Origin of the sequence: Nocardioides islandensis, assembly GCF_015352455.1 — a bacterium.
GTDB classification, from domain to species: Bacteria; Actinomycetota; Actinomycetes; order Propionibacteriales; family Nocardioidaceae; genus Nocardioides; species Nocardioides islandensis.
In genome coordinates this window covers 601,294-623,577 of record NZ_JADKPN010000001.1, presented here as the reverse complement: position 1 = coordinate 623,577, position 22,284 = coordinate 601,294, and the positions used below count along the sequence as shown (strand labels likewise).

Below are 22,284 nucleotides of genomic sequence, written 5' to 3'. Positions count from 1 at the left end.
GTGACAGGGTGGCCGCATGCGGGTGTTCGTCTCGGTCGACATGGAGGGGGTGGCGGGGATCGTGGACTGGGAGCAGTGCCGCGCGCCCGGGACGGCGTACGAGGAGGGCCGCCGGCTGCTCGTCGCCGAGGTGAACGCCGCCATCGACGGCGCCCTGGCCGGCGGCGCGACCGACATCCTGGTCAACGACGCGCACTCCGTGATGAGGAACCTGCCGCCGGGAGAGCTGCACGGGCGGGCGTCGTACCTCGCCGGCTCGCACAAGCCGCTGTACATGATGGAGGGGCTCGACGACTCCTTCGGCGCGGTGCTCTACGTCGGGTACCACGGCTCGATGGGCAGCGCCGGCGTGCTGTCGCACACCTACAACCCGCGGGCCGTGCACCAGGTACGCATCGGCGGCACCGTCGCCGGCGAGTCCGGGCTCAACGCACTCGTCGCGGCGGCGTACGGCGTCCCGGTCGTGCTGGTGACCGGCGACCAGACCGTGGGCCCCGAGGCGGCGCCCTTCTGCCCGGGCATCGAGGCGGTGCAGGTGAAGCGGGCGGTGAGCCGGTTCGCGGCCGAGAGCCTGCACCCGGACCGGGCGTGCGAGCTGGTCCGCGACGGGGCCGAGCGCGCGGTCGCGAAGGCCGCCGACACCGAGGCTCCCTCGTTCGGCGACGAGGTCGTCGTCGAGGTCGACTGGCGGACCGCCGACCAGGCCACGATGGCCGCGTGGGTGGGTGGATCGGTTGAGGGGCGTACGACGACGATCACCGGTCGCGACCCGCTCGCGGTCTACCAGACCTTCGTCACCCAGGTACTGCTGACTCGCGGGGTTGCGGAGTAGTCGGGAACTCAGCTGTGGCGTCGTTCCTGACGCTGTGGCGTCGTTGCAACGACGCCGAACGTCAGGGATACCCGCTCGAGCGGGTATCCCGACCTGGCTCGTCTCACCAGATCCGAACCCGGTCCTCGGGGTCGAGCCAGAGGCCGTCGTCGGGCGTGGTCTCGAAGGCCGCGTGGAACTCGTCGAGGTTGCGCACGATGTTGGCGCGGAACTCCGGCGGGCTGTGCGGGTCGATCGTCAGGTACTGGAGCGCGGTCTCCTTGCGGCGCTTGGTGCGCCAGCAGAAGGCCCAGTTCATGAACAGCTTCTGGCTGTCCTCCTGCGACACCTTCTCCCCGGCCGCCTCGCGCGCGATCGAGTAGGCCTTGTGGGCGATGGCCAGGCCGCCGAGGTCGCCGATGTTCTCGCCGACCGTGAGCGCGCCGTTGACGTGCTCGCCGGGGAGGGCGCGCGGCTCGAACCCGTCGTACTGCTCGATCAGCGCCTTCGACTTCTTCTGGAAGGCCGCCTTGTCGTCGGCGGTCCACCAGTCGTGGAGGTTGCCGTGCGGGTCGTACTGGGAGCCCTGGTCGTCGAACCCGTGGCCGACCTCGTGGCCGATCACGCCGCCGATGCCGCCGTAGTTCTCGGCGAGCTCGGCGTCCGGGGCGAAGAACGGCTTCTGGAGGATGCCGGCCGGGAAGCAGATCTCGTTGGTGCCGGGGTTGTAGTAGGCGTTGACGGCCTGCGGCAGCATCAGCCACTCGTCGCGGTCGACGGGAGCGCCGATCTTGGCCAGCTGGCGGGCGGTCTCGAACGACGACGCCGCGGCCACGTTGCCGATGAGGTCGTCGCGGTAGAACTTCAGCGTCGAGTAGTCGCGCCACTTCACCGGGTAGCCGATCTTCGGCATGAAGGTGTCGAGCTTCTCGAACGCCTTCTGCTTGGTCTCCTCGCCCATCCACTCCAGGTCGGTGATGGACCTGCGGTAGGCCTCGAGCAGGTTGGCGACCAGCTCGTCCATCATCGCCTTGCTGCGCGGCGGGAAGTGCCGCTCGGCGTACTCGCGGCCGACGGCCTCGCCGATCGAGCCCTCGACCAGGCTGACGCCGCGCTTCCAGCGGGCCCGCAGCTCGGGCGTGCCGTTGAGCGTGCGGCCGTGGAAGTCGAAGTTCTCCTGCACGAAGTCGTCGGAGAGGTACGGCGCGGCGGCGCGCACGATCTTCGCCGCCATCCAGACGCGCCAGTCCTCGACGGGCGTCTCGACGAGGACGGTCGAGAGGTGCTCGAGGTACGACGGCTGGCGGACGCAGGTCTCGAACAGCGAGTCGCCCGTACCACCCAGGTTGAGGATCCAGCCGTCCCAGTCGAAGCCCGGGCAGAGGTCCTTCAGCTCGGCGTACGTCTTCAGGTTGTAGGTCTTGATGACGTCGCGGGTCTCCGCGCGTTCCCAGTGGCCCTCTGCCAGCCGGGTCTCGACACGCAGCACGGTCGCGGCGGAGCCGGCCGGGTCGTCGTGGCCGGCGAGGGCGAACATCCGCTCGACGTGCGCGACGTACTTCTCGCGGGTCTCGGCGAACTTGTCGTCCAGGTAGTAGCTCTTGTCCGGCAGGCCGAGGCCGCCCTGCCGGAAGTACACGATGTTGCGGTCCGCGTCGCGGTCGTCGTTGTCGACGTAGGACTGGAACAGCCCGCCGCCGCCCCGCTTCTCGAAGTCGCCGAGGAACGCCGCCAGGTCCCGGAGGTCGCGCAGCTCGGCCGCCGCCTCCAGCAGCGGCCGTACGGGCTTCACCCCGAGCTCGTTCACCCGCTCCACGTCCATGAACGAGTGGTACAGGTCGGCGATCTTCTGCGAGTCCCCGCTGACGTCACCGTCACCGCCGGCCGCGGCGAGCTCCTCGATGATCGCGTGCACGTCGTGCTCGGCCTGGTCGGCCAGCTGCACGAAGGGTCCCCAGCTCGACCGGTCGGCCGGGATGTCCTCGTCCTCGAGCCAGCGGCCGTTCACGTGCCCGAAGAGGTCGTCCTGCGGACGGATGCCCGCGTCCATGCCCGCGCGGGCGTCGTCCAGGATGCTCACGGGGCACGAGCCTAACCGGGACCCGTGAGCGGACCCTCAGCGGAGGCGCACCACCGACTTGCCCAGGGTGCGCCGGTCCTCCATGTCCTGGAGCGCCCGCCCGAAGCCGTCGAGATCGTACGTCGCCCCGATCGGCGGGTCGACGGTCCCGGCCTCGATGAGGGGCAGCAGCGCGGCCCACTGCTCCTGCATGTATCCGGGCCGCCCCATCGCGTAGCCGCCCCACCCGACGCCGCGCACGTCGATGTTGTTGAGCAGCAGCCGGTTGACCTTGACCTCGGGGATGCCCTGGCCGGCGGCGAACCCCACGACCAGCAGGCGGCCCTGCGTGGCCAGGACGCGCAGGGAGTCGGTGAAGGTGTCGCCGCCGACGACGTCCACCACGACGTCCACGCCCCGCCCGTGGGTCAGGGCGCCGACGGTGTCCTTGAAGCCGTCGAGCAGCACGGCGTCGTCGGCGCCGGCCGCCAGCGCGTACTCGCCCTTCGCCTCGGTCGACACCACCGCGATCACTCGTGCGCCGAGGCCCTTCGCCACCTGGACGGTCGCCGTACCCACACCACCGGACGCCCCGTGCACGAGGACGGTCTCGCCCCCGCGGAGGCCACCGCGCTCGACGAGCGCGAACAGGGCGGTCAGGTAGTTCATCGGCAGGGCCGCGCCCTGGTCGAAGGACACCCGGTCGGGCAGCGCGAACGTGCAGACCGCCGGGAGGACGGCCCGCTCGGAGGCGCCGCCGTACGGCACCACGCCGGCCACCCGCTGCCCCGGCTCGAAGCCCGGTCCCGACACCACGGTCCCCGCCACGTCGACACCGAGGGTGAACGGTGGCTCCGGCCGCACCTGGTACTCGCCCTTGCTCATCAGCAGGTCCGGGAACGACACGCCCACGGCGTGCACGTCGACCAGCACGTCCTCGGGTCCGGGCGTCGGCTCGTCGACCTCGCGGACCACGACGTCGGCGGGGCCGGTGGGCGTGAGGACCTGGACGGCGCGCATGCGCTGATCATGCCGGGTGGTCTCGTGACGGGCAGCGTGTGATCCAGCCTCCCTCCTCGACCAGCGGCAGGTCAGCCGGGGCGGACGATCCGGTTGGCCTCGAAGTGCATCGGGTCGGTGTAGCGCCAGTGCCCACCCCACGTGAAGCCCCACGATTCGAAGATCTGCACCACGGACCGGTCCATCTCGCCGACGGTGCCCCTCTGGTTGCCCGGGACGTTGAGGTCGAGGGCCAGGCCGAAGGAGTGGTTGGACAGCTTGGTCGTGCCGGCGATGAAGCGCGGGTAGTAGCACCCGGCGTACTCCCCCGGGTGGATCTTGTCGGCCAGCCCGCGCGCGACGACCTCGCGCAGCGCGGCCTCGAGCTGCGGGAAGATCAGGGAGTTGCAGGTGACGGACCCGAGGATCGGCACTGTCCTGGTGACGATGTGCGCGGCCACCCAGGACGGGTCCGGGGCGATCCGGCCGCCGCCGATGACGGTGTAGTTGAAGATGCCGACCGCGCTGGCGACCGAGCCGACGAGGTAGGCCGTCTGCTGGACCGACGTGTCCAGGTCCGGGCCGAGGATCTGCACCGACGCCGTCCTGCCGGCGATCTTCTCCATGGGCTCGCGCACCGACTGCGGGGAGCGGAGGGGGTAGGTCGCCACCACCAGCGCGTTGCCCGGCTTCATGCCGAGTGCCTCGCCGACCTCGGCGTCGACCACGGCGTCGACCTGCGGGATCTGCTGCGCGTTGAGGACCCCGATCGGCACCTTGGGCGCGTCGCTGCCGCTGCCGAGCTGCAGGAGGCGCTGCTTCTTGCCCAACCGCCGCGACAGGGACGGGGCCAGCGAGACCTGGCCGGCCGCCACCCGGTCCCACTGCTCCTGGAACTCGGCGCTGGCCGCGGGCGTGTAGTTGCGATAGGTCGCGGGATCGACCGCGGCGATGTTGAAGGCGCGGTTCTCGATGCTCACCTGGGCCATCGAGAGGCGCTCCACGCTGCGGACGCCCTTCAGGTTGCTGATCTGCTCGACCATGCCGTCGGTGAGCGTGTCCTGGCTGAACACCAGGATGTCCGCGCCCCGCAGCGCGCCCCGGCGCGGACCGACCCCGTCGGCCGGGTCGTCGGTCCCGGTCGTCGGCGACGAGTCGGTGGCGCCGACCGGCGACGGGTCCGGCGTACGCCGGTCGGGGCCGGCGGCGTTGCTGTCGTCCTTGCCGCAGGAGGTGAGGCTGACCGCGAGCAGCAGGGCGAGGACGCCCGACGCCACCCTCGTGCCTCCCTCACTCACCGGACCAGGGTAGGTGCGCGACGGTCACGATCCGTCGCTGTCGACGGACGCCTCCTCGAACGAGCGGGGGATGGTGAGCCAGGACACGATGCCGCCGAGGATCAGCAGCACGGCGCAGATGATGGTGGCCGATCGGAAGGCCCCGTCGAACACCGCGGCGTCGGCGTAGTCGTCACCGCCGAGCCCGACGGCCACCGGCAGCGCCGCCACGGCCAGCAGGGAGCCGGCGCGGGCGATGGCGTTGTTGACGCCGCTGGCGATGCCGGCGTTCTCGTCCGGTGCGGCGGCCAGCACGGTGGCCGTCAGCGGCGCGACCATCAGCGCGAGGCCGAGGCCGAAGACGACGAGGCCGGGAAGGACGTCGACCCAGTAGTTGACGTCCTCGCCGGCCATCAGCAGCAGGAACGAGGCCAGGCCCATCACGATCGGGCCGACCGTCATCGGGATGCGCGGCCCGATGCGCTGGCCGATGGCACCGCCGCGCGAGGCGAGGAACACCATGCAGACGGTGATGGGCAAGGTGGCGAGGCCGGCCTCGAGGGCGCCGTACCCGCCGACGGTCTGGAGCTGGAGGACCAGGAAGAACAGGACGGCGCCGAGGGCGGCGTACACGAGGAGCGTCATCGCGTTGGCGGCCGAGAACGTGCGGTCGGCGAACAGCTCGAGCCGCATCATCGGGTGGTCGCCGCGCCGTTCGACGACGAGGAACGCGACGGCGGTCACCACGCCGACGATGCCGGCCCACGGGGCCAGTGCTCCGCCCCACTCGATGAGCGCGTAGGTGATGCCGCCCAGCGAGACCGCGGCGAGCACGGCGCCGCTGACGTCGAAGTGCGGGGGCGCCGCCGGGTCGCGCGTCTCGGGCACCCAGCGCTGGGCGATCACGACCGTCAGGACGGCGACCGGGAGGTTGATGAGGAAGATCCAGCGCCAGTTGACGTACTCGACCAGCGCGCCGCCGACGAACGGCCCGATGGCCGCCGCGATGCTGCCCATCCCCGACCACGAGCCGATCGCCCGCGCGCGGCTGCCGGGCTCGAAGGCGCCCTGGATCATCGCCAGGCTGCCCGGCGTGAGCAGCGCGGCGCCGATGCCCTGGAGGATGCGGGCGACGATCAGCACGATCGCGCTCGGGGCGATGCCGCACAGCAGCGAGGCCGCCGCGAACCAGATGGTGCCGACCACGAAGACGCGCCGCCGCCCGTACCGGTCGCCCAGCGAGCCGCCGAGCAGGATCAGGGACGCCATGGTCAGGAGGTAGCCGTTGGAGATCCACTGCAGCTCGGCGAGGCTGGCGTCGAGGTCCTCGCCGATGGTGCGCAACGCGACGTTCACGACGGTGCCGTCGAGCAGCGTCAGACCCGAGCCGAGGACCGCGGCGGCGACGATCGCCCGGCCGGTACGGGAGCCGAAGGCGACCTGGCCGGATGTCTGCGTCATCTGGCGTTCGCTCACCTGTCCCTGGGTTTCGTGGCCGGTCTACCTTGACCGCCATGGCCATCCTGCACGACGCGACCATCACGCCCGGCAAGCGCGATCTCATGAAGGGCTGGCTCCCGAGCCGCCCGTGGTTCGACGGCGACCTCGAGCGCAAGCCGGTGGGGTCGTTCCGGTTCGACGACCCGGCGGGCGAGGTGGGGATCGAGTTCTTCCTGCTCGGCGGCACCGACGGGCCGACGCTGCTGGTCCCGATGACCTACCGCGGTGCCCCGCTCGAGGGTGCCGAGGAGCACCTGATCGACACCACGGACCACTCGGTCCTCGGGAAGCGATGGGTGTACGACGCGTGCGGCGACCCCGTCGGCGTCTCGGCGCTGCTGACCGCGATCACCACCGGCGGCCACGAGGCCGCGCTGGAGATGGAGCAGGACGGCGAGATCGTGACGTTCGACCCGACCTGTCGCGTCGTCGGCAGCGGCACCGCCGCGGCCGGCGTCTCGGTGGACGCCGTCACGGTCGTCGACCACGGCGACCCGACCGTCGTACGGGCCGGCGACCACGAGCTCGTCGTCGCGCGCGTCCTCGGTCCCGGCGTCACCGGCCGCGAGACCCTGACCGCTACCTGGGGCGGCGGCGGCCCGGTCGTGGTGGCCGCGATCGACTAGCCCTGGAGGACGTGCGCCGAGAGCCAGGCGATGTCGTCGGCGGCCTGCTGCGGGCTGCCGGAGGGCTGCATGACGTGGCTGAGCACGACCCGGACGATGAGGTCGATGGCCGCGTCGAGGCGCTCAGGCGGCAGGGCGACGTCGTAGGCCGCCACCCGGCCACGCACGACGTCCTTGGCCGTGCCGAGCAGCGGCTCGGCGTGGGTGGTGAGCAGCGGCAGCAGCTCGGTGTCGGCGCCGTGCGTGGCCGAGACGACGGCTTTGAGGAGCCGGTTGTCCTGGGCGAACTCCAGGACGCCGCGGCAGGCCGCGCGGATCGCCGCGACGAGGTCGTCCGGGTGGGCGTCGAAGGCGCGGTCCACCTCGGAGAGGAACGACGCCAGCTCGCGCAGCACCATCTCCTCGGCGAGCCGGGGCTTCGTGCCGATCTCGTTGTAGACCGTCTGCCGGCTGACGCCGACGTGGTCCGCGAGCCTGGTCATGGTGATCGCCGCCCAGCCCGACTCCGTGGTCAGCTCGGCGGCCGCGGCCACGATCCGCTCGTGGGTGTTCACGTTCCCACCCTAGGAGGGTCGTGTGCCTGAGAACGCGGCATGGCGCGTCGTCAGGCACACGACCCGGTGCCTCGGTCAGGCCTGGGGCGCGAGCGCGAACTGCACCCGGCCGGCCTCGTCGACGGCGGCGTCGAGGATCTGGTCGTCGAGGGCCTGCGAGGCCGGGACGTCCAGGTAGACCTTGGCGCCGTCGGCCTCCACCGTCTGGTCCCCGGGCTGGGGCTCGGGAGCGGCGGTCACCATCAGGCCCTGGGCCGGGTCCTCGCTGGTGATGCGCAGACCCGCGGTGTCGGACCCGCCCTGCTGGGCGGTGATGTCCTTGACGATCGTGCTGGCGTTCTCCGTGAGGGTGAGCAAGGCTCTCTCCTTCGTCGATTGCTGGCAGGAGCCGTCCACCATTCCCGGCCCGGGCGTGAGAATCAAACCCTCGGTCAGGTCCGGGCGGGCTCCACCGGCACGAAGTCCACCTTCTCGCGCACGCCGCAGTCGGGGCAGCACCAGGAGTCGGGTACGTCGGCCCACGCCGTGCCGGCCGCGAAGCCCTCGCGCTCGTCGCCGGTGACCACGTCGTAGGTGTAGCCGCAGCCGGGGCAGCGGGCGGCGAGGACCTCGGTGGTCTCGACACGACGCTCGTCCCTCGCGTCGGTGGTTCCTGAGGAGCCGAGGAACGAGGCGTCTCGAAGGGCTCGACCAACATGCGGGACGCCGTCCTCGATCGACGGAGGGGGCGGGTACTTGGCGAGGATCTTGTCCCGCTTGCGGGGACTGATGTTCGCGCGGGACATGTCACCCTCGAAGTGCCGCAGCACGCGCGGGTCCATCACGCGGCGCCAGACGGCGGGGACGATGGCGAGCACGATCATGCCGGCGTACCCGGTCGGCAGCACCGGGCTCTCCTGGTAGTCGCGCAGCGTCTGGTAGCGCCGCGTCGGGTTCGCGTGGTGGTCGCTGTGGCGCTGCAGGTGGTAGAGCAGCACGTTGGTGGCGATGTTGTTGGAGTTCCAGGAGTGGGACGGGTCGACCCGCTCGTAGCGCTGCCGCTCACCGACGCCGACCTTCTGCCGGAGCATCCCGTAGTGCTCCATGTAGTTGACGACCTCGAGCAGCGAGAAGCCGACGACGGCCTGGACCAGCAGGTACGGCGTGATGCCGGCGCCGAGCCACCCGATCAGGCCGCCCCACAGCACGGCCGACATCAGCCAGGCGTTGAGGACGTCGTTGGAGAGCCGGAACGGGTGCTGCTTGCGGCGGGCGATCCGCTTCTTCTCCAGGTTCCAGGCGGACTTCAGGGAGCCCCAGACCGTGCGCGGCCAGAACTGGTAGAAGTTCTCGCCCACGCGCCCCGATGCGGGGTCCTCCGGGGTCGCGACGCGCACGTGGTGACCGCGGTTGTGCTCGATGTAGAAGTGGCCGTAGAAGCTCTGCGCCAGCGCGATCTTCGACAGCCAGCGCTCGTTGGCCTCCTTCTTGTGGCCGAGCTCGTGGGCGGTATTGATGCCGATGCCGCCGATGCAGCCGATCGAGATCGCCAGGCCGAGCTTGTCCACGGTGGACAGGTCACCGTTGCGGGCGACCAGGTACATCGCCGCGACGAACCCGACGTACTGGATCGGCAGGAACAGGTAGGTGATCCAGCGGTAGTAGCGGTCCTTCTCCAGCGCCTCGATCACGTCGTCGGGCGGGTTGGAGCGGTCCAGGCCCGCGAACAGGTCGATCGCTGGCACGATCACCAAGATCACGATGGGGCCGATCCAGAACCACACGCCCCAGCCGGTCAGCGCCCACATGCCGTAGCCGACGAAGGCCAGGGACGGGACCACCAGGCCGATCAGCCAGAGGTAGCGCTTCTTGTCCTTCCACTGCTCGGTCGACCCGAGCGGGACCGTGCTGGTTGTCATGGGAGCACCTCCTGGGTTTACAAAACCATAGGTGTTGTAAACCGAACGAGGCAACCCCTACTGCAGGTACTCCAGCCGCGAGGCGAGGTCGACGAGCTCCGCGGCACCCGGCACGTCGCGTTCTTGGAGCGCGATCGCCCGGTTGCGCACGTCGTACAGGCTGGGCAGCTGGTCGGTCGACGGCTCCACGTACCCGCCGTACCCCTTCACCACGGCGGCCAGGTCCGCGACGGCCGTCGCGAGCGCCAGCGAGTCCGACATCGGCTCCTGCGGGCTCGCGGCGCGGATCGGCGCGCTGGCGAAGCCGGCGGCGTCGGTGCCGGGCGTCTTCCAGAGCACCTTGGCCAGGCCGACCTGCTCGCCGGGCTCGACGCCCTCGCGCAGCCGCAGCTCGTACAGCGCGGAGGCGTGGTGCCCGGCCCCGAGCTCCCCGGCGTCGGCGCTCAGGTCCCCGAACGACTCGTCGTCCATGGCGCGGTTCTCGTAGCCCACGAGGCGGTACGTCGCCACCTTCTCCGGGTCGAACACGACCTGCGTCCGGGCGTCGTCGGCGACCGGCGCCAGCAGGCTGGTCAGCTCGTCGACGTACAGCCGGCGAGCCTCGTCGTAGGTGTCGACGTACCGGTAGAAGCCGTCGCCCTGGTCGGCCAGCTGCTCCATCAGGTGGTCGTTGTAGTTGCCCATCCCGTAGCCGACGGTGACCAGGTGGATGCCGTTGCGGCCCTCCTCGGCGATCCGGGCGGCGATGCTGTCGGGGCCGGTCATGCCGACGTTGGCGACGCCGTCGGAGCAGAGGACGACGACGTTGACGCCGCCGGGGCGGTATGCCCGGCGGGCCTGCTCGTACCCGAGCGACAGGCCGCCCTCGACGTCGGTGCTGCCGCGCGGCGTGAGCCGGTCGACCGACGCCATCACGGTCGCGCGCTCATCGGCGCGGGTCGGCGGCAGCACCAGCTCCACCTGGTCGTCGAACCCGACCACCGAGATCGTGTCGTCGGGGCGCAGGCTCTCGGTCAGCAGGGCCAGCGAGTCCTTGACCAGCCCGAGCCGGTTGCCCATCGCCATCGAGCCCGACCGGTCGACGACCAGGGTCAGGTTCACCGACGGCCGCGCCTCGCGCGGCACCTCGCGGGCGGTGACGGCCACGCGCACCACCTGCTGGGTCATCGGGCTGTCGGGCGCGTCGTAGGCCCGGACGCCCGACTCGGCGCGCACGGCGAGTGCGGCCTCGGTCGGCGCCGGGTCGCCGTAGTCGAAGGCGTTCACCCACTCCTCGGCGCGGACCGAGTCCGCCGGGGGTCGCTGGCCCTGGGCGACCATCGCCTGCGCGACGCGGTACGAGCCGTTGTCGACGTCGAGGGCGAAGGTCGACTCGGAGTCGCTGCCCGCGTCGACGTACCCGCTGACGCCCTCGTCCTGGAAGGTGTTGCCCTGCGGATCGGGAGCGGGCTCGCCGGCCGACCCGCCGGCCTGCCCGTACGTCGCGCTCACGCCGGACGGCGACTGCACGTCCCCGTTCTCCGCATCACCCCCGCACGCGGTGAGGGCGAGGGCACTCGCCAGGGCGATCGGGACCAAGGAGTGCCGCAGGACGTGTCGCTGGCGAGTCGTCATGGTGCGTGCGACGGGACTTTGCCGAGCGACGTTCCCCGAATCGGCTGCCGCGACCCGATCGTGACCTACCTGTCACCCCCACGTGATGGGAGCGCGGCGCCACGGGGCGAGCGCCCGGCTGGTCGGCCCGTCCTCCACCTCCAGCTCGTCGGAGCGGTTCCACAGCGTGAGGTAGACGGCCACGGCCGGTCCCGTGAGCAGCACGTCGGCACGGTCGGTCACCTCCTCGCGCGGGGCCGCCGTCACCACGGCCGGACGGTCGCTGGTCTCCACCAGCCAGCCGTTCGGGGACTCCTCGGCGACCACGCCGATGCCCAACGGGTCGGCCGACCGCAGGCGGCTCTTGTTGCGGGTCATGAACCCGGCCAGCAGCTCGTCGACGCCGTCGATCGCGACGACGGGGTCGATCCAGGTGTCCGCCGACGTCGGGTACCGCCCGAGGTCCGCGGCCAGCGCGTCGACCGCGTGGATGGTCGTCTCGTGGCACTGGCGGCGGGCCCAGAAGTCCAGCGCCCGCGGCGCGTCGTTGAGGAACACGATGGTGCGCACGTCCTCGGGCGCCTCGGTGATCGCCGCGACCAGCTCGATCGCGCCATCGCGCAGCCAGTCGACCGGATCCGGGCTCCGGCGTCCGGCGCGCTCGGTCGCGTCGACGTCGATGGCCTGGCCACGCAGGTTGGCCGCCGCCCAGCGGTGCACCATCCCCTGGTGGCCGATGAGGCGACGTACGGTCCAGTCCGGGCACGTCGGCACGTCCGCCTCCAGCCCCGCGCTCCCCGCGTGCCGGGCGAACGCCTGGAGCGCGACCCGCAGGCCGTCCAGGTGCTGCGCGCGGGTCAGGGACGTGGCCACGCCGCGAACGATCTCACGGCTCCCGGGGTCCTGGCGCGCGAGTTGTCCACAGGCGAGGACGCCTGTAACGCGGTGTTAGGGGGACTTCCCACGCGTTCCAACGCTGGGTAAGACGGTCTAACACCGCGTTACATGAGGCGAGCGCGACCTTCAGGCGTCGTCCTTCTGGAAGGTGCTGACGCCCCACCAGGCCGCGAGGGCGAGGAACACGAGCGCCGCGAGCGAGCCGGACAGCACCGTGCCGTTGGCGACGTCGCCGGCGAACACGTCACGGATGGCGTCGGTGATCCAGCGGGTGGGCATGAAGTCGCTGACCCGCTTGAGCCAGTCGGGGCCGAGGGTCATCGGCAGCAGGATGCCGCTGAGGAGGAGCACCGGCATCATCACGATGTTGATGACCGGGGCCATCACGTCCTCGGACTTGGTCGCCATGCCGAGGGCGTTCGACGCCGCGGCGCAGGCCCCGCCGATCACCAGGGTGATCACGATGCCGAGCACGATGCCGTCGAACGAGCCGCGCATCCCGATCGCCAGCCCGAGCAGCACCAGGATCAGCGACTGCACGAACAGCTGGAGCACGTCGCGCATCAGCCGGCCGACCAGCAGCGAGCCGCGGGAGGCCGGGGTGACCCGCTCGGCCTCGATCACGCCCTCTCTCCACTCGCCGATCAGCGAGAACCCGGCGAAGAACGCGCCGAACAGCCCCAGCTGCACGAGGAGCCCGGGCACCAGGAACGTGTAGGCGTTGTCGGCACCGCCGGGGAACTGCGCGACGAGCGGCTTGAGCAGCGGACCGAACAGCAGCAGGTACAGCACCGGCTGGAAGACGCCGATCAGCACCCAGGCGGGGTTGCGGAGGTTCATCCGGATCTGGCGGCGGAACACGATGCTCGAGTCGCGCATGAAGCCGTTCATCGGGCGGCTCCTTCCAGGCTGTCGTCCCTCTCGGCCGCGGTGGCCTCGTCGTCCTCGGGCTTGCCGGTGCCCGCCTCGGCGTCGCGCAGGGAGCGGCCGGTCAGGGTGAGGAACACGTCGTCGAGCGTCGGCCGGTGCACCTCGACCGACTCCAGCGTCACGCCGGCGGCGTCGAGGTCGCGCAGCAGGGCGGGTACGGCGCGACCGGCGCGGCGGACGCGACCGGAGACGTGGCTGCCGGCGACCTCGACGTGCTCGGCGATGGCCCGCAGCTTGTCGGCGGCCGTGCTCACCTGGCCGGGCGCCACCTCGAGGTCGACCAGGTCGCCGTTGACCTGGGTCTTGAGGTTGTCGGCGGTGTCGGAGGCGACGATCCTGCCGCGGTCGATGATGACGATGCGGTCGGCCAGCGCGTCGGCCTCGTCGAGGTAGTGGGTGGTCAGGAAGACCGTGGCCCCGCGCTCGCGGCGCAGGTCGGCGATGTGGCCCCACAGGTTGGCCCGCGCCTGCGGGTCGAGGCCGGTGGTCGGCTCGTCGAGGAACACCAGCGTCGGGTCGTGGATCAGCCCCATCACGATGTCGAGGCGCCGCTTCTGGCCGCCGGACATGTTCTTGCACATCCGCCGCCACAGGCCCTCGAGCTGGAGCTCGTCGAAGAGCTGCTGCCCGCGGCGTACGGCGTCGGCCCTGGACATCCCGTAGAGCATCCCGTGGTCGACGACCTCGTCGCCGGCGAAGGCGCCGCTGAAGGCTCCGCCGGTCTGGGAGACGTAGCCGATGGAGCGCCGCACCTGGGCGCTCTCCTTCACCACGTCGTACCCGGCCACGGTCGCGGTGCCCGCCGTGGGCTTCAGCAGGGTGACGAGCATGCGCAGCGTCGTGGTCTTGCCGGCGCCGTTGGGGCCGAGGAACGCGACGACCTCGCCCTCCTCGACGTCGAGGTCGACCCCGTCGACGGCGCGGACCTCCGTCTTCTGCTTGCCGCGGCCGGTGTGGAACGTCTGCACGAGTCCTCGTGCGTGGATCATGGGCCCTCCTCGCGAGTTCGTCTGGACCCTACGACCCGGGACCGAGGCAGAACTCATCGATTCGTCAGCGATCCTCCGGGTACTCGGAGCGCAGCGATCGCTGACGAATCGCGGGGGGGCCGGGCGCTCAGGGACCGACGAGGGGCTTGCTGTCGGGCCGGAAGTCGGCCGTCGTGCAGACCTGGGCCTCGAGCGGCAGCCGCCACGTGTGCCGCAGGCTGGGCACGCGGAAGGTGACCAGGGTGGCCGAGGCCTCCTGGCAGTCCTCGGCCGGCACCGGGCCGGGGTCGGTCCAGTGGATGACCGCCTTGGCGGTCTCGCCGGGGTCGAGGGTCACCAGGCCGCTGCCACCGCTGACGTCACCCGGCGTCCCGAGCAGGCCGTCGAAGTCGCGGAACGCCGCCTTGGTGGCGATCCCGGCCGAGCACGCGTCGTCACCGACGTTGGTCACCTTCACGGTGAGGAACCGGCTGCCGGCGGCGCCCTCGAGGCGCCCCTTCACGACGTACAGGTTGGTGGCGGTGCAGGTGGCGGCCGCGGCGGCCGACCCCGTCGCGGGCGTCAGGGCGACGACGGTGCCGGCGAGCGCGAGCCCGGTAGCGATGCCGGCGAGCGAGCGGATCGTGGAGCTGGGGTTCATGGGCAGTGCCTCCCTCGTGGGTCTCTCCCAGTGTGACGACGGGTCGGTTGCTTCGGTTGTGGGCGTGCGCAAGATTGGCCGTGTGGAACTTCCCTTCGGCATCGACTTCGGCGGCTCGGGCATCAAGGGCGCGCCGGTGGATCTCGAGGCCGGCGACTTCGCCGGCGAACGGGTCCGCATCAAGACGCCCCAGCCGTCGACGCCCGAGGCCGTTGCCCAGGTCTTCACCGAGCTGCTCGACCAGTTCCCGAGCTCGAAGGGGGCCGTCGGCGTCACCGTGCCGGCGGTGGTCCGCCACGGTGTGGTGAGCTCGGCGGCCAACATCGACCGGGGCTGGATCGGCACGGACGCCGACGCGCTGTTCACCGAGGCGACCGGACGCGACGTCCACGTCGTCAACGACGCCGACGCCGCGGGCCTGGCGGAGGTGCGGTTCGGCGCGGCCAAGGGCCGCCGCGGGCTGGTCATCGTGACCACGCTCGGCACGGGCATCGGGTCCGCGATCGTGTACGACGGCGTGCTGGTGCCCAACTCCGAGCTCGGCCACCTCGAGATCGACGGCCACGACGCCGAGAAGCGCGCCGCGTCCTCGATCAAGGAGGACGAGGGGCTGTCGTACCCGGAGTGGGCCAAGCGCCTCACGGTCTACTACCGGACCCTGGAGAAGCTCTTCTCCCCCGACCTGTTCGTGGTCGGCGGCGGGGTCAGCAAGGACTCCGCCGAGTTCCTGCACCTCATCGACATCGAGACCGAGATCGTCGCGGCCAAGCTGCAGAACCGCGCCGGCATCGTCGGCGCCGCGCTCTGGGCCTTCGAAGCCGGAGACGAAAGGCCCTAGCCTCAGCCCGCCAGCGCCTTCTCGATGTCGTCGACGAGGTCGGCGGGCTGCTTGCGGAAGAAGTAGCGCCGCAGCACCTGGCCGTCGCGGTCGACCAGGAACTTGGTGAAGTTCCACTCGATGTCCTCGCCGTCGCGACCGGGTGCCTCGGTGCGCAGCCACTGGTACAGCGGGTGGGCGCCGTCGCCGTTGACCTCGACCTTGCCGAACATCGGGAACGTCACGCCGTACGCCGTCTCGCAGAACTCCGCGATCTCGGCCTCGGTGCCCGGCTCCTGATGACCGAACTGGTCGCACGGGAAGCCCAGCACGGTGAACCCGTCGCCGACCTTGGCGTCGTAGAGCTCCTGGAGCCCGGCGTACTGCGGCGTGTGGCCGCACTGCGAGGCGACGTTGACCACGAGCACCACCTGGCCGTCGTACGCCGAGAGGTCGACGTCGGCGCCGGTGATGTCCTGGGCGTGGAAGTCTCCGAGGGAAGTCACGCCCCCGAGTCTTGCACCCGTCCACGGATGGCTGCGGCGACGGCCTTGGGCACGGACGGGTTGAAGACGCTGGGGATGATGAAGTTGGGGTTGAGCTCCTCGTCGCTGACCACGTGGGCGATCGCGTCGGCGGCCCGCAGCAGCATGTCGAGGGTGATCTCCTTGGCGCGCGCGTCGAGCAGGCCACGGAAGACGCCCGGGAACGCCAGCACGTTGTTGATCTGGTTGGGGTAGTCGCTGCGGCCGCTGGCCACGACGGCGGCGTAGCGGTCGGCCTCCGCGGGGTCGACCTCCGGGTCGGGGTTGGCGAGGGCGAACACGACGGCCTTGTCGGCCATGTCGCGGATCCACTCGGGGTCGAGCACGCCCGGGGCGCTGACGCCGACGAACACGTCGGCACCCTTCAGGCCGTCGTGCAGGTCGCCCCGTACCTTGCGGGGGTTAGTACGCGCGGCCAGCGACGCCTTGGCCAGCGGGAGGCCGGTGTCGTCGGAGGACAGGCACCCCTCGCGGTCCCAGACCACGATGTCGGTGATGCCGGCCGCCAGCATCAGCGTGACGATCGCCGTCCCCGCCGCGCCCGCGCCGGCGACGACGACCCGGACGTCGGAGAGCTTCTTGTCGACGACACGCAGCGCGTTGGTGAGCGCGGCCATCACCACGATCGCGGTGCCGTGCTGGTCGTCGTGGAAGACGGGGATGTCGAGGCTGGCGCGCAGCCGGGCCTCGATCTCGAAGCAGCGCGGTGCCGCGATGTCCTCGAGGTTGATGCCACCGAACCCGGGCGCGATCATCTCGACGGCTCGGACGATCTCGTCGGTGTCCTGGCTGGCCAGGCAGATCGGCCAGGCGTCGATGTCGGCGAACCGCTTGAACAGCGCCGCCTTGCCCTCCATCACCGGCAGCGCGGCGCCCGGCCCGATGTTCCCGAGGCCGAGCACCGCGGAGCCGTCGGTGACGACCGCGACGGTGTTGCCCTTGATGGTCAGCCGGCTGACGTCCTCGGGGTGCTCGTACAACGCCTGGCTGACCCGCCCGACGCCCGGGGTGTACGCCATGGACAGGTCGTCGCGCGTGCGCAGCGGCACCTTCGAGGTGACCGCGATCTTGCCGCCGAGGTGGAGCAGGAACGTGCGGTCGCTGACCTTGTAGACCTCGACACCCTCGATCTCCTTGACCACCTCGACCAGCCGCTCGGAGTGCGACGCGTCGGCCGCGGAGCAGGTGACGTCGACGACCAGTCGGTCGTGGCTGGAGTCCGCGACGTCGATGGCCGTGGTGATGCCGCCCTCGCGCGCGATCGCGGTGGCGACCTTCCCGACGACGCCGTGGTCCGGCGCGGTGTGCAGCCGCATGGTGATCGAGTACGACGAGGCGGTGGCCGACATGCTCGTCAGCCTGTCCCGGTTCGGTGGTGACGGGCAAGTAGCGGTCGTTGTGGTCGCGCCGGAGAGCGCAGCGCGGACACGAGCAGCACGAGGGCGGCCAGCTGGGCGACGCCCACGACCGTCACGATCGGGAGGCGGCCGTGGGCGTACAGCCAGCCGGCGACGCCACCGCCGGCCAGCGCGGCGACCCCCTGCACGGCGGCGAACGCGCCGTACGCCGTCCCGAGCCGGGAGCGCGGGACGGTCTCGGCGACCAGGGCCTTGACGGTGGAGTCGAGGATGCCGGTGGCCAGGCCCCAGACGAGGATCCCGGCCACCGCGACGGCCGCCGTCGACGAGAACGCCAGGAACGGCACCAGCCCGACGAGCAGGGGCAGCACCAGCAGCGTCCGCCCGCCGATCCGGTCGAAGACGAAGCCGGTCGCCAGCGCGGACACGGCCTCCACGCCCATGGCGGCGGCGTACACGACCGGCACCCACGCCACGTCGAGCAGCCCGTCCTGGACGAGGTGGAACGACAGCACCCCGAAGGTCAGCAGCCCGAACGTCGCCAGGGCGCACGAGACCGTGAGCAGGTGGAAGGACCGCGGCAGCGGCCCGTCGGGTACGTCGTCCACGTGAGGACGCGGACCGGTCATCGCCAGGGGCGCCGTGAGCGCCACTCGGAGCCGCAGCAGCAGCGTCATCGCCACGACGCCCGGGATCGCCAGCGCCGCCAGGCCCGGCCACGTCGCCCCGGTGAGCGCGAGCAGGCCGGCCACCAGGAGCGGCCCCGCGAACGCCCCCACCTGGTCCAGCGCCTTGTGCACCGCGAACCCGCGTCCCCGGCCCACGGTCCGGGCCGCGTCGGCGAGCAGCACCGACTTCGAGGGCGACCGGACGGCCTTGCCGGTGCGCTCGAGGACCACCAGCACGGAGGCGACCGCCGCCCCGGCCGCGCCCACGAACGGCGCGACGGCCATCAGCGGCACGCAGACGACCGTCATGGCGTACCCCGCGACGGTCCACGACCAGTACCGTCCGGACCTGTCCGCCAGCGGGCCGGAGAACAGCCGGAAGCCGAGCGCCGCGGCCTCCCCCGCGCCGGTGACCAGGCCGACCACGAGCGCCGAGGCGCCGAGCGACGCGAGGTAGGGGCCGGTCACCGACCGGGCGCCCTCGTAGACCATGTCGGCGGCGAGGCTGACGACGCCGAACCACGCGACCACGCGCCAGGGCTTCACCCGACCAACATCCCCCAGGCGCGTACCCGCGTCCCGACGGCGGCGTGGTTGTCGTGCCCGTTGAGCCGCACCACCACCACGCGGTCCTCGAGCTCGATGGTCACCGAGGAGCCCTCGGTGGCGGAGACGGGGCCGATCGCGACGTACACCTCGCCGGTGTCCCTGACGAGCCCGCTCGGCTCGTCGTCGGGAGCCTCCTCGAGGTCGCGCATGGCCAGCATCCGCAGGGCGGGGCGGCGGCGTCCGACCCGGACCCACCACAGCCCGACCAGCAGCACGATCGCGTCGCCGACCAGGGTGAAGATCCACGGGTCCTTGCTGTAGACCTCACCCGCGACGTGGTGGTGCCGCGGCTCGCCCTCCAGCACGCGCACGTCGACCTTCCTGGTCGCGCGCGCCACGTCGAACGTCGTGCGGCCGACGACCGCGGCGTACCTGTCCTGCTCGGGGTCGACGGACTCCGGGAACCGGAAGGACACGAGGTACCGCCCGCCGTCGTCGACCGCCTCGACGACCGACGCACTGACGTCGACGCCGTCCCGGTCGACCCGGGCGCGGGTCAGCAGGGTGTTCACCAGCGGGAAGGTGAGCAGGAACAGCACCACCACCACGAAGAGCAGGCGCCTGGTGCGGGCGTTCCACGCCGGAGGAGTGAATGGCCGCATCAGAAGCCGCACACCTCACCGGCGTACGCGAACGCCTCGTTGGTGACGTGCGGGCTCATCGCCAGCCGGATCTGCGCCGGCCCCTGGTGGGGACCGCCGGCGATCGTGACGTTGACGAAGAACGTCGTGCCGCCGGTCGCCGAGCCGAACGCGTGGATGTCGCAGCGGGCGGGCTGGGCGCGCAGCTCCATGGTCACCGGCCGCCCGTTGCCGGCCACCTCCTGGTGGACCTCGAAGGCGTCGCCCTCGGCCGAGGTGTAGAGCGGGGTGCCGGTCACGGTGTCGACGGTGAACGAGCCGGCCCGGCCGGTGGGCGTCGCGGTCAGCTCGAACAGCCCGACCGCGTCCTCGCCGGACCCCTGGATGCCGACGCCGGTCCACTCGAGCGTCGCGATGCGGTCGATGACGAGCTCGGCGCACCGCTCCGCGGCCCAGCGCCCGGTCACGTGGGTCTCGTCCTCGACGGGCACGGTGACCTCGTCGCTCCCGTAGTCGACCGTGACGGTGGCGGGCTCGCTGCGCTCGGCGCCGCAGCGGGGCTCGACCAGGTCGAGGGTGAACCCGCGGTAGGAGCCCGACGGGATCGCACGGAGCCGGCCACCACGCTCGGGCCGGGAGAGCAGGGCGTCGGTGTAGACGATGCGCTTCGGCCGGATCTCGCGGTCCAGCCCGTTGGTGATCCACACCTGGAAGCGGCCGAGGGCGACGTCCCGGCTGGACTGCTGGAGCTCGGCCTCGAGCGTCCCGCTCAGCGGCTTCTCCGACGGCGGCGGCAGCGTCAGCGTCTTCGCCGGCGTGGAGGGCGTTCCGGACGGCTCGCCCGAGGCCGACGACGACGAGGGTGCGGAGGAGCACGCCACGAGGCTCAGCACCAACGCCAGCCCGGCGACGTACCGTCTCACGACCCCAACTCTGCCAGCATCAGCGCGACGCCCCGCGCCGTTCGCTCCAGCTCCGACGGGTCGACGCTCTCGTCGGCGGCGTGGATGTGGCAGGCGGGCTCCTCGACGCCGATGAGCAGGATCTCGGCATCGGGGTGCGCGCCGGCCAGTGCGTTGCACAGCGGGATCGCGCCGCCCTGGCCGGCCTCGACGAGGTCGCGACCGTACGCCGCGCGCATGCCGGCCGCCAGCGCGGCGTACCCGCGCCCCCGCCTGCCCGCGGCGAAGGGCTGACCCAGCGTCTTGGGCTCGACGGTCACCTGCGCACCCCACGGCGCGGCGGCCTCGAGGTGCGCGGCCAGCAGGCGCTGCGCCGCGGCGGCGTCCTGTCCGGGCGGGACGCGGAGGTTCACCACGGCGCGGGCCTCGTGCTGGATGGCGGCGGTGACGTTCGAGACAGAAGGAGCGTCGATGGCGAGCACGGTCGCGGCGGGCCGCGCCCACACGGTGTCGGCCACCGAGCCGGAGCCCAGCAGGCCGACGCCGTCGAGGACCTGGGCATCCGCCGCGAACCGGTCGGCCGGGTACTCCGCCCCGGTCCAGGTGCCGGTGTTGTCGAGCCCGGTGACCGTGGTGTCGCCGGCGTCGTCGCGCAGGCTGGCCAGCACCGCGATGAGGGCGGCCAGGGCGTCGGGTGCCGCGCCGCCGTACGCGCCCGAGTGCGCCGGCCCGGCCATCGTGCGGACCGTGACGAGCACCGAGCCGGTGCCGCGCAGGCTGGTCGTCACCGTCGGGGTGCCGAGCTCGACGTTGCCGGCGTCGGCGATGAGCATCACGTCCGCCGCGAACAGCTCCGGCTGGGCGGCGACCAGCCGGGAGAGCCCCCCGGTCGACATCTCCTCCGACCCTTCGCACACGACACGGACCCCGACCGGCCAGGGCTTCGGCAGCCCGCGCAGCACGGTGAGCAGCATGACCAGGTTGCCCTTGCAGTCGGCGGACCCGCGGCCGTAGAGCCGGCCGTCGCGCTCGGTCAGCTCCCACGGCGACGACGTCCACTCCGCCGGGTCGGCGGGCTGGACGTCGTAGTGCGAGTAGAGCAGCACCGTCGGCGCGTTCGCGGGCCCGGGCGTGTACCCGACGACGGCGTCGCTGCCGTCGTCGGTGGGCACGCGGCGTACGTCGTCCACGCCGGCGTCGGCGAACAGCGCGGCCACCAGGTCGGCGGCCTCCGAGCATGCCTCGACGTGCTTCCCGTCGTGGATCGAGGGGATCGCGACGAGGCGGGCCAGCTCCTCCATCAGGTGAGCTGTTCCAGGTACTCCGGGAGCATCTGCCACCACGTCGGCCAGTCGTGGTCGTACTGCGGGCCCCAGTCGTCGACCCGGTTGGGCACGCCCTTCTCGCCGAGGACGCCGGCCGCGCGCCAGGACTCGCCGACGTCCTCCCACTTGCCGGACCCGGAGGCCAGCACCACGAAGCGCTGCCGCAGCGCGTCCAGCGCCGGGCCCTCGAGCCCGGGCAGGAAGTGCACCGGCGAGGAGAAGAACAGGTCGTCGGTGAAGCCGCCGATGAACCGCTCGACGTCGTAGGTGCCACTCATGCAGACCGCGGCGCGGAACAGGTCGGGGTACCGGCAGACCAGCGCCAGGGCGTTGAACGCACCGATCGACGCGCCGGCGACGATGACGGAGTTCGGGCCACCGGTGTCGGCGTGGATGGCGGGCACCACCTCGTGGGCCACGGCCTGCTGGAACTGGTTGAAGAGCCAGCAGCGGTACGCCGCATCGCCGTCATGAGCCGTCATGGCCTGGCCGGCCACCGAGTCGCACGAGTAGACCTTGATGCGGCCGTCCTCGACCAGCCCGCCCAGGTGGTCGACCAGCTGGTGCCGCTCGACCTCCTCGGCGTCGCCGCCCGCGGTCGGGAAGACCAGCACCGGGACGCCGAAGTGGCCCCATCGCACGAGGGTGATGTCCTGGTGCATCCGGTCCGAGCGCCAGCGTTCGACTGCCTTGTCCATGCCCTGAA

General features: G+C 71.8%; 22 protein-coding genes. 3 read left to right on the top strand and 19 right to left on the bottom strand.

Features of this window, described 5'->3' with window-relative positions; all coding sequences use genetic code 11:
* Positions 1-16: 16 nt before the first annotated feature.
* Positions 17-832, top strand: coding sequence for a M55 family metallopeptidase (locus ISU07_RS02995; protein ID WP_194705234.1), 816 nt, complete (start codon positions 17-19; stop codon positions 830-832).
* A gap of 103 nt (positions 833-935) precedes the next feature.
* Here ISU07_RS02995 and ISU07_RS02990 read toward each other — a convergent pair whose 3' ends face one another.
* The 4 genes from ISU07_RS02990 to ISU07_RS02975 form a co-directional block, all read right to left on the bottom strand.
* The gene (locus tag ISU07_RS02990) at positions 936-2,891 is read right to left on the bottom strand and encodes a M13 family metallopeptidase (RefSeq protein ID WP_323742396.1); all 1,956 of its coding nucleotides are present in this window, start codon (positions 2,889-2,891) and stop codon (positions 936-938) included.
* 36 nt (positions 2,892-2,927) lie between these two features.
* Positions 2,928-3,890, bottom strand: coding sequence for an NADPH:quinone oxidoreductase family protein (locus ISU07_RS02985; RefSeq protein WP_194705233.1), 963 nt, complete (start codon positions 3,888-3,890; stop codon positions 2,928-2,930).
* 71 nt (positions 3,891-3,961) lie between these two features.
* The gene (locus ISU07_RS02980; RefSeq protein WP_323742395.1) at positions 3,962-5,167 is read right to left on the bottom strand and encodes a M15 family metallopeptidase; all 1,206 of its coding nucleotides are present in this window, start codon (positions 5,165-5,167) and stop codon (positions 3,962-3,964) included.
* A 24-nt stretch (positions 5,168-5,191) separates the two neighbouring features.
* Positions 5,192-6,607: an MFS transporter gene (locus ISU07_RS02975; protein ID WP_194705232.1), complete on the bottom strand. Its 1,416-nt coding sequence runs from the start codon at positions 6,605-6,607 to the stop codon at positions 5,192-5,194.
* Positions 6,608-6,660: 53 nt separating this feature from the next.
* Here ISU07_RS02975 and ISU07_RS02970 point away from each other — a divergent pair, with 53 nt between their 5' ends.
* A complete protein-coding gene (locus ISU07_RS02970) occupies positions 6,661-7,272 on the top strand; it encodes a CG0192-related protein (RefSeq protein WP_194705231.1) in 612 nt (203 codons plus the stop codon).
* Here the strand turns inward: ISU07_RS02970 and ISU07_RS02965 are convergent.
* The 8 genes from ISU07_RS02965 to ISU07_RS02930 all read right to left on the bottom strand — a co-directional run bounded on the left by ISU07_RS02965 (position 7,269) and on the right by ISU07_RS02930 (position 14,773).
* Positions 7,269-7,826, bottom strand: coding sequence for a TetR/AcrR family transcriptional regulator (locus tag ISU07_RS02965; RefSeq protein ID WP_323742394.1), 558 nt, complete (start codon positions 7,824-7,826; stop codon positions 7,269-7,271). The two genes, ISU07_RS02970 and ISU07_RS02965, sit on opposite strands and share 4 nt — an antisense overlap.
* A gap of 75 nt (positions 7,827-7,901) precedes the next feature.
* Entirely contained in the window at positions 7,902-8,183 is a 282-nt protein-coding gene (locus tag ISU07_RS02960; RefSeq protein WP_194705230.1) for a Fe-S cluster assembly protein HesB, read from the bottom strand.
* 74 nt (positions 8,184-8,257) lie between these two features.
* Complete coding sequence (locus tag ISU07_RS24645; protein ID WP_194705229.1) at positions 8,258-9,724, bottom strand: fatty acid desaturase; 1,467 nt, start codon at positions 9,722-9,724, stop codon at positions 8,258-8,260.
* Between the two features lie 57 nt (positions 9,725-9,781).
* Positions 9,782-11,338, bottom strand: coding sequence for a vWA domain-containing protein (locus ISU07_RS02950; RefSeq protein ID WP_194705228.1), 1,557 nt, complete (start codon positions 11,336-11,338; stop codon positions 9,782-9,784).
* 72 nt (positions 11,339-11,410) lie between these two features.
* On the bottom strand, positions 11,411-12,190 hold the full coding sequence (locus tag ISU07_RS02945) for a maleylpyruvate isomerase family mycothiol-dependent enzyme (RefSeq protein WP_194705227.1): 780 nt from the start codon (positions 12,188-12,190) through the stop codon (positions 11,411-11,413).
* A 150-nt stretch (positions 12,191-12,340) separates the two neighbouring features.
* Entirely contained in the window at positions 12,341-13,105 is a 765-nt protein-coding gene (locus ISU07_RS02940; protein WP_194705226.1) for an ABC transporter permease, read from the bottom strand.
* The gene (locus ISU07_RS02935; RefSeq protein ID WP_194705225.1) at positions 13,102-14,133 is read right to left on the bottom strand and encodes an ATP-binding cassette domain-containing protein; all 1,032 of its coding nucleotides are present in this window, start codon (positions 14,131-14,133) and stop codon (positions 13,102-13,104) included. The genes ISU07_RS02940 and ISU07_RS02935 overlap by 4 nt, the downstream gene beginning before the upstream one ends.
* A 127-nt stretch (positions 14,134-14,260) precedes the next feature.
* Positions 14,261-14,773 carry a DUF4232 domain-containing protein gene (locus ISU07_RS02930; RefSeq protein WP_194705224.1) on the bottom strand — a complete coding sequence of 171 codons (513 nt, stop codon included), beginning with the start codon at positions 14,771-14,773 and terminating at the stop codon, positions 14,261-14,263.
* A gap of 82 nt (positions 14,774-14,855) precedes the next feature.
* Here ISU07_RS02930 and ppgK point away from each other — a divergent pair, with 82 nt between their 5' ends.
* The gene (ppgK, locus tag ISU07_RS02925) at positions 14,856-15,611 is read left to right on the top strand and encodes a polyphosphate--glucose phosphotransferase (protein WP_323742393.1); all 756 of its coding nucleotides are present in this window, start codon (positions 14,856-14,858) and stop codon (positions 15,609-15,611) included.
* A gap of 2 nt (positions 15,612-15,613) precedes the next feature.
* Here ppgK and ISU07_RS02920 read toward each other — a convergent pair whose 3' ends face one another.
* Genes ISU07_RS02920 through ISU07_RS02890 form a run of 7 tightly spaced genes read right to left on the bottom strand, consistent with a single transcriptional unit; the run spans position 15,614 to position 22,276 of the window.
* Positions 15,614-16,096 (bottom strand): glutathione peroxidase, encoded by a 483-nt coding sequence (locus ISU07_RS02920; RefSeq protein ID WP_194705222.1) that lies wholly within the window; start codon positions 16,094-16,096, stop codon positions 15,614-15,616.
* Positions 16,093-17,484, bottom strand: a complete 1,392-nt coding sequence (locus ISU07_RS02915) for an NAD-dependent malic enzyme (protein WP_194705221.1) — start codon at positions 17,482-17,484, stop codon at positions 16,093-16,095. Before ISU07_RS02915 ends, ISU07_RS02920 begins: the two co-directional genes overlap by 4 nt.
* A 5-nt stretch (positions 17,485-17,489) precedes the next feature.
* Positions 17,490-18,707 carry an MFS transporter gene (locus tag ISU07_RS02910; RefSeq protein ID WP_323742392.1) on the bottom strand — a complete coding sequence of 406 codons (1,218 nt, stop codon included), beginning with the start codon at positions 18,705-18,707 and terminating at the stop codon, positions 17,490-17,492.
* On the bottom strand, positions 18,704-19,372 hold the full coding sequence (locus ISU07_RS02905) for a hypothetical protein (RefSeq protein ID WP_194705220.1): 669 nt from the start codon (positions 19,370-19,372) through the stop codon (positions 18,704-18,706). The genes ISU07_RS02910 and ISU07_RS02905 overlap by 4 nt, the downstream gene beginning before the upstream one ends.
* The gene (locus tag ISU07_RS02900; RefSeq protein ID WP_194705219.1) at positions 19,372-20,274 is read right to left on the bottom strand and encodes a hypothetical protein; all 903 of its coding nucleotides are present in this window, start codon (positions 20,272-20,274) and stop codon (positions 19,372-19,374) included. The genes ISU07_RS02905 and ISU07_RS02900 overlap by 1 nt, the downstream gene beginning before the upstream one ends.
* Positions 20,271-21,554, bottom strand: coding sequence for a M20/M25/M40 family metallo-hydrolase (locus tag ISU07_RS02895; RefSeq protein ID WP_194705218.1), 1,284 nt, complete (start codon positions 21,552-21,554; stop codon positions 20,271-20,273). Before ISU07_RS02895 ends, ISU07_RS02900 begins: the two co-directional genes overlap by 4 nt.
* Complete coding sequence (locus tag ISU07_RS02890; RefSeq protein ID WP_194705217.1) at positions 21,554-22,276, bottom strand: esterase family protein; 723 nt, start codon at positions 22,274-22,276, stop codon at positions 21,554-21,556. The genes ISU07_RS02895 and ISU07_RS02890 overlap by 1 nt, the downstream gene beginning before the upstream one ends.
* Between the last annotated feature and the right edge of the window lie 8 nt (positions 22,277-22,284).